The organism is Mesorhizobium sp. M1217, assembly GCF_040318275.1.
Lineage (GTDB): Bacteria > Pseudomonadota > Alphaproteobacteria > Rhizobiales > Rhizobiaceae > Mesorhizobium.
The window spans coordinates 1-5,918 of the sequence record NZ_JAMYMA010000046.1 but is presented as its reverse complement, the minus strand read 5'-3'; the positions used below and the strand labels follow the sequence as shown (position 1 = coordinate 5,918).

Annotated in this window: 4 protein-coding genes and 1 pseudogene; 1 reads left to right on the top strand and 4 read right to left on the bottom strand. The window is 59.3% G+C overall.

What is annotated here, in order from left to right; translation table 11 throughout:
• Positions 1–335: 335 nt before the first annotated feature.
• The 4 genes from NKH37_RS33815 to NKH37_RS33800 all read right to left on the bottom strand — a co-directional run bounded on the left by NKH37_RS33815 (position 336) and on the right by NKH37_RS33800 (position 4,452).
• Positions 336–1,115 carry a phytanoyl-CoA dioxygenase family protein gene (locus tag NKH37_RS33815; protein WP_353042557.1) on the bottom strand — a complete coding sequence of 260 codons (780 nt, stop codon included), beginning with the start codon at positions 1,113–1,115 and terminating at the stop codon, positions 336–338.
• Between the two features lie 506 nt (positions 1,116–1,621).
• Positions 1,622–2,926, bottom strand: coding sequence for a lysine N(6)-hydroxylase/L-ornithine N(5)-oxygenase family protein (locus tag NKH37_RS33810; RefSeq protein WP_353042555.1), 1,305 nt, complete (start codon positions 2,924–2,926; stop codon positions 1,622–1,624).
• 244 nt (positions 2,927–3,170) lie between these two features.
• Entirely contained in the window at positions 3,171–3,320 is a 150-nt protein-coding gene (locus tag NKH37_RS33805) for an iron-sulfur cluster assembly accessory protein (protein WP_352552306.1), read from the bottom strand.
• 775 nt (positions 3,321–4,095) lie between these two features.
• Positions 4,096–4,452, bottom strand: coding sequence for a hypothetical protein (locus NKH37_RS33800; RefSeq protein WP_352813512.1), 357 nt, complete (start codon positions 4,450–4,452; stop codon positions 4,096–4,098).
• A 587-nt stretch (positions 4,453–5,039) separates the two neighbouring features.
• Between NKH37_RS33800 and NKH37_RS33795 the strand changes: the two are divergent.
• Positions 5,040–5,396: pseudogene (locus NKH37_RS33795) on the top strand (transposase); the annotation flags it as partial.
• Positions 5,397–5,918 lie beyond the last annotated feature (522 nt).

Genomic DNA, 5,918 nt, shown 5'->3' with positions numbered 1-5,918 from the left:
GACGAACCTACCCTGTTGAAGCAGTGGGATCTTCGACTGCCAACGCAACAGCCTTCCGTGCAATTTGTGGAGAGAAACGGTAGCCCGACCCGTTGGCGGCCCCGGCCAGAATAATGCAGCTCTGGGCCGCCAGGCGGGCGACGAGGGGGGCGCCAGTCGGGCTGAAGGCGTCATAGAAGACCGCCATGCGACCACCTCCACAATCCACGTGCCGAAGCGTCGTAACGGGCTGCGGTCGATGCTCCGCGAGCCCGCAAATCAGAACGTCATACTCTCCGCGCATTTTTGAGCGTTCGATCAGTTTCGTGTGCATGCCTCCGCCTGGCTGCGTGAGCTCAATCGCGATAGAAAATGCCATTTGGGGGCTTGAGTTTGTCGAGATCGGCCACTTTGCCCTCGGGCGGGTTAAGGGCGCGCTTAAGCACGTTATATTCAGCGCGGGTCGGTCCACCGGTTGAAGCACGCTGGAACACCAAGTAGAGTGTCCGCCGCGAACGATTGCTTTTGTTCGGTCGTGAGTAGTGCGGTGCGTAATCGTCGAAGATGAAGATGTCGCCAGGCGTCCATACTACAGGTTCCCAGGAGAACATTTCGGCGACTTGAGGATCGATCACCCCACCGGCATCCATGGGAAATACCCCCTTCTTGTGGTTGCCGGGGCTGAAGAAAAGCCCGCCGTTTTCCGGGTCGGAGTCGTCGATGCCTATGGCAACCACCGCATGGACCATCCGGTCGGGGAGTTTGTGTGGAATGTGATAAATGTCCTGATGCGGGAGATAGCCGCCGCTGTCGGGGTAGTGGAAAATCAGCAACTCCTTGAGCCTGCGCGAATCTTCGCCAAGCAAATCCTCGACCGCTGACTTTATGCGCTGATCTTCTAAGAGCAAACGACGCAATGGATCATCGAAGTCGAGAAAATTCTCGATCTTGGAGATGATCTTTCGATTGTCCGTCGTCTTCTCGAACCACATGAGCCATTTATCATCGCTGACATCCCAGCGTGACATATCTTCGACAAAAGTAGAGATATCTTCCTGAGCCGCTGGAGCGAAGAACCTTTCGAGCCTGACGTATCCGTCTTTCTGCCACTTTTCTCTTTGTGCATCAGTCAACATGCGAAAAGCCTCCTGTTGGAAAGACTGGTTGGTCGGACATCCCAATTAGGGCAGTCGGGCGCTGGTCAAGTTGCGGGTCCACGGAGACGGACTCACGTCATGTGGGACGGCGATGCTAGGCGCGTTCCGCTCCGGCGGATATTGTCCGCAGAAGCTCGGCGCGAGACTGCCTATGTCAGGCTCAGCCGGGTGCAGGGGTTCCGTAAACTGGGCCGGATCAATCGCTTCACCCGGTCCAGCCACGACACGCATCGCTAAAGGCCGGCGCCATCCGCTGACCGCCGACCCAGCCATGGCCGCCAAGGCCACCGCGCTCTTTCGAGTGAGCGACCTGGTACGGTCTTGACGACCGTAGGGGAAATGCACGCCCCCAGAATAATGCGATGCGCCGCTTGGTCCAAGGGCTTGTTCGGTCACGATGATTTCGGAGAAGCCTCCGGCCTTCGCCGCAGCGGAGGCGGACCTCATTCCCAGGATGCTACCGCCGATGATCAGAAGTCTACGAGTCATATCCCGCTGCCCATTTCTTCGGCTGCGGGGTCGGGCCAGCTCTCGATCGAGGTATGGCTGATGAAGCCAGGATGCTCGGGGTTCGCGCATGGCGCGCGCCCAAGAAGGCTATCGAGGATGCGGCGCGCGCGCCAGGCCAGTAGGCTTAGGTTCGGATCGGCCAGGCCGCGCTGCCCGAGGCTCGCGTTTTGTACGAAGATGCGTCTGCCACGCGGTCCGTCCCAGCTCACCGAAAAATCCTCGCGAATAGCTAATTCATTGTCGATCTGCTCCAAGCGGCCCATGATCGGTTCCAACAAGCTTGGGACCGCGTTCTCGTAACCGGTGGCCAGGATGACGATGTCAGCCGTGACTTCTTCGAGCTCGTCCATGCCATGCTGCAGGGTCAGCCTGTGACCCGGTCCGGCGTTGATGCAGTGCGAGACGGTGCAGCCCGGCCGCAGTGTGATGTCGCATCGGTTTGGCTCGAAAAATGCATGGCGGTACAGCGCCTGATAGATCCCGCGCAACGTGCTTTCCGAAATGCCGTCCGAAGCAAGCACGAAACGCCGCAGGAGCAGCTTACGCTGCGACTCGCTCATCGCCGCGAAGCGATCCGAAAAGCAGGGCATGAACAACTCGTTTGTGAACGGGCTGTTGTCCAGAGGCAGATAGTTTTCGCGCTGCGAGACCCAAGTGATCGAGGCAGGCCGCCGTTCGTTCGGCAGGCCGACAAGGTGCAACATCACCTCGGCTCCCGACTGGCCTCCGCCGACCACGCAGACATGCTTTCTCCGCACCTCAGGGTGGATGTGCAGTAAAACCGATGAGTGGAACAGGTTGCGTCCAATCCAGCCCTGAAATTGAGACGGAATTTGCGCCTGCTTGCCAATGCCGACCACAACGTTTCTGGCGCCGAGAACCGCCTTATCCGTCCGCACCTGAAACTCGCCGTCAAAGCGGATTTCGCGCACTGTCTCGCCGCCACGCACAAGTGGGTTCCTGTGGAAGACCCAGTTCAGGTATTGTTCGAACTCCACTCTGAGCACGGCTTCGAACTGTGCGTTCAGGAAGTGATACAGACGCCCGTTCTCGTGCAGGAAGTTTACGAAAGTGTAGGCTGATCGCGGATTCACTAGAGTGACCAGGTCCTTGAAGTGGCTGACCTGGAGCTCCGAGGAATCGAATGCGATGCCTGGATGCCAGCGGAAGTCGACCTGCCGATCCAGGAACACTGCCCCTTTCCCAACTTGCTCGTGTATCTGACACGCAAGGCTCAAATTGGACGGGCCAGCACCGATCCCAACGCAAGATAACTCCACCTGCTTCCTCCTATAGCGTCTTCCCACTAGGCGGCTTGTTCGCGGCGAATATCGGCCATAGCCATTAGCCTCCGCTCACGGACTTCGAGCCCCAGTCCCGACCGGGCTTGCGAGAATTTGTCCTGCGCGTTCGGTTTCGCATGTAGACCCGCGCATTCCAGCGCGGTGACAATCGACGGGTCATGCCGGCGACGTGGGGCAACGACGTTTGTCCTTTCCGCCCGTCTGGGTGCCCCCCTCGCCGTCACGCGAGGAGCTTTCCAGGCCCACTAAGGTGTTTGAAGCCGGCGCAATCGCCTGCCTCGACCATGACGCGCCGGCCTTTCGGCGGCTTGATGGCAGGCGAGAGCGCGGTTTTCACTGCGGCGACAGCATTTTCGGTGCGCATGATCATGGACGACGTCTCGCTGATGCGTTCGCAGAGTCCCATGCATGGGCCGTGCCAGAGAAGGAAATTTTATTAAACAATGGGTTGGCGGATTTACGATCCTGTCGGAAATCCGACATTGGGGGGGACGCCTCACTGCGGCGCCCGATTTGCACGTCGATGTCGCCTTTTTCCGATAGCTAATCGGGCACCTTCTGCACCAGAATACTTCTCTTGTGGAGACCAGCACGAAGTCTTCATGAACGGACAGTGCAGAACCTTGCGTCTCTGCCGGACAGAGTACCCGCACGATCGGCATCTGTTCCTCGCCGACCAGCCGACCGCGTGGCAAAGATTGAGAGCGGCGAGCTTCCGCTAACGGCCACATTTCTCCGGTATTTCAGCGGTGCATTCCTCGAGACGCTTCAGGCGGCACTTCGCATGCGAAGTTCATGTCCGGCTTCAAAACGCCGATGGTGCCCCTGAGGTGTAATCGCCACGAGATCGCGCTCCAGTTCGGCAATGCGCGCACGCAACCTGCCGAGCCTCTTCCTGACGCAATGCATTTATGCATCCACGCCCGCGAATCGGTCTTCCTGGCAACACCCTAAAAGCTATGCGGGTTATGCGACCGAGACGTAATTTCCGGCAAGCCCACGCTCTAAACATCCGCTAATGCAATCTAGAGAAAGCGTTCTTCGGGAAGAAGGCTGACGCTGCTTGGGGGAAAGCACTAGGAACCTTCGGATCTGACGCGTCGCGTCGGAAGATTGCGGCAGCTCCAAAGCGCAGTGACAGGCCGTCAAGCGCCGGGCAGCGTGCCCTTCATCGACATTGCGAAGACATCGAGCAGGATGGCCAGCCCGACGCCGCACGCGGTCAGGATAAGGCCGGCCATGAAGATGCGGTTGGCGCGTTCGAAGATGGGTCGGCGCAACGAACTCATGTCGAGTAGCAGGGACAGCGCCCGCAACTGCAACGTGATGCCGACCAGGATCGGCACAACGGCGAACAGGTCGTAGAGCCGCCATGGCATGGGGTTCGCCGCCCAATGCGTGACGAAGCCGAGCGAAAAGGCAAGCAGAATGCCGACGACGGTGATTGTGCCGTTGCGAAAAATCGTCTCGATCAGCTCTTCCTTCGGATCGTGTTCGTCCAAGCGTCCCTCCTCTCACTCAGCAGTTGCAGGCCTTTGCACGGTCGACGTAGGCTCTCGGGAAATCCCTGTACATCGCCGCCAACTAGTCAAGGGCCGAGGACCGAAGCCGCGAGGCAAACGTTTTTGGTTTGCGCTGCCCTCATCAATTCCTCAGGCGCCATCGGCATTTGCCGCGAAGTGACGATGGAAGCGCCGCCTGCCACGGGTGCTGCGCTAAGAGCGGCAGGGTCAAGAGCGTCATTTCAGCTGGAGTGTCTACAATGAAATAAAAAAAGCTGAATGGCACTCTAGGGCCTGTTGAGATTCATCGTGAGTTTATGACGACGGCAGCGAGATGGATGATTGCGTTGAAGCTCTGGTCGGTTTTGTCAGCTCGCATGGCGATACGCTTGAACTCCTTGACTTTGCAGAAGAGTTATCGATGAGATGACGCCATTTGTGAGTTCGAGATTGAGAGGCAGGGGCAAGGCGCGCCTCGGATGCTGCGAGATGACGATCTTGGCGCCCCGCGTTCGTTCAGATCGGCAATGATGGTGTTGCTGTCGAAGGCCTTAGCGGCGATCAGCCCGCCGAAGGCGAGGACGCCCGAGGCCGCAAGCACGCAAGGGCGCGCCGTCGCCGACCAGATCCGGCCGAAGGTACCGAAGCTGGCGACAATCATGGACGACGCCGAGCCCGACGTGCTTGCCTACATGACTTTCCCCTAGGAGCACAGCGCCAAGCTGCACTCGACCTCCGATCGAATGCCTCAACGGCGAGATCAAGCGGCGCACCGAGGTCATCGGCGTCTTCCCAAGGATGATGCCATCGTCCGCCTGGTCGGCGCGATCCTGCTCGAACAGAACGACGAATGGGCCGTGCAGCGCGCCAGATACATGACGCTGGAAACCATCAGCCAAATGAGCGATGATCCGCTCATCAGCCTGCCAGCCGTGGCACGCTGATCAGCCCGGCCCCATGTCGGAGAGTGCGGCGACCAAGCCGTCAGCTACACCTGTATGGGGCGATGATTGTCAAGCCTGATCTCCTCGTTCGGCTGATTGGCGACCATCTGCTCGTGCCGACCTGGCTTCGAACTGGCCGCCGCCCGCAGTGACGGTCAAGGGTAGCTGCAGGCCATCGCGAAGCGACTTGTCCTTGACGGTCACGAGCACGGGCGCCGGCTTTGCCGGGTCGGGTGAGTTCCGGTGGGGCCAAATGCCGACGACAGATTTCCGAGGCGAGCTCGCTGAGGCAGGCGCGAAGGTCGCGCGGCAGACTTGTATGCGATAGATCGCAGTGGATTTGACCATGATGCAGCATGCGCATCGGTGGCGAAGCTCCGGGGCGGTGCGTCCCATTCCTACGTCGGCGGTCCGAACTGCGGGGACTGTCGGGAATTCTGTGCGCGAGGCCATGATGATGGAAAGGAGAGAATCATCGCATGGCTATTGAGAAGGAACTTCTGGACCAACTGCTTGCCGGCC

Bases quoted from the DNA above. Each gene is read 5' to 3' on its own strand.
- NKH37_RS33815 (WP_353042557.1), bottom strand. From the start codon at position 1,115: ATGTTGACTGATGCACAAAGAGAAAAGTGGCAGAAAGACGGATACGTC.
- NKH37_RS33805 (WP_352552306.1), bottom strand. From the start codon at position 3,320: ATGATCATGCGCACCGAAAATGCTGTCGCCGCAGTGAAAACCGCGCTC.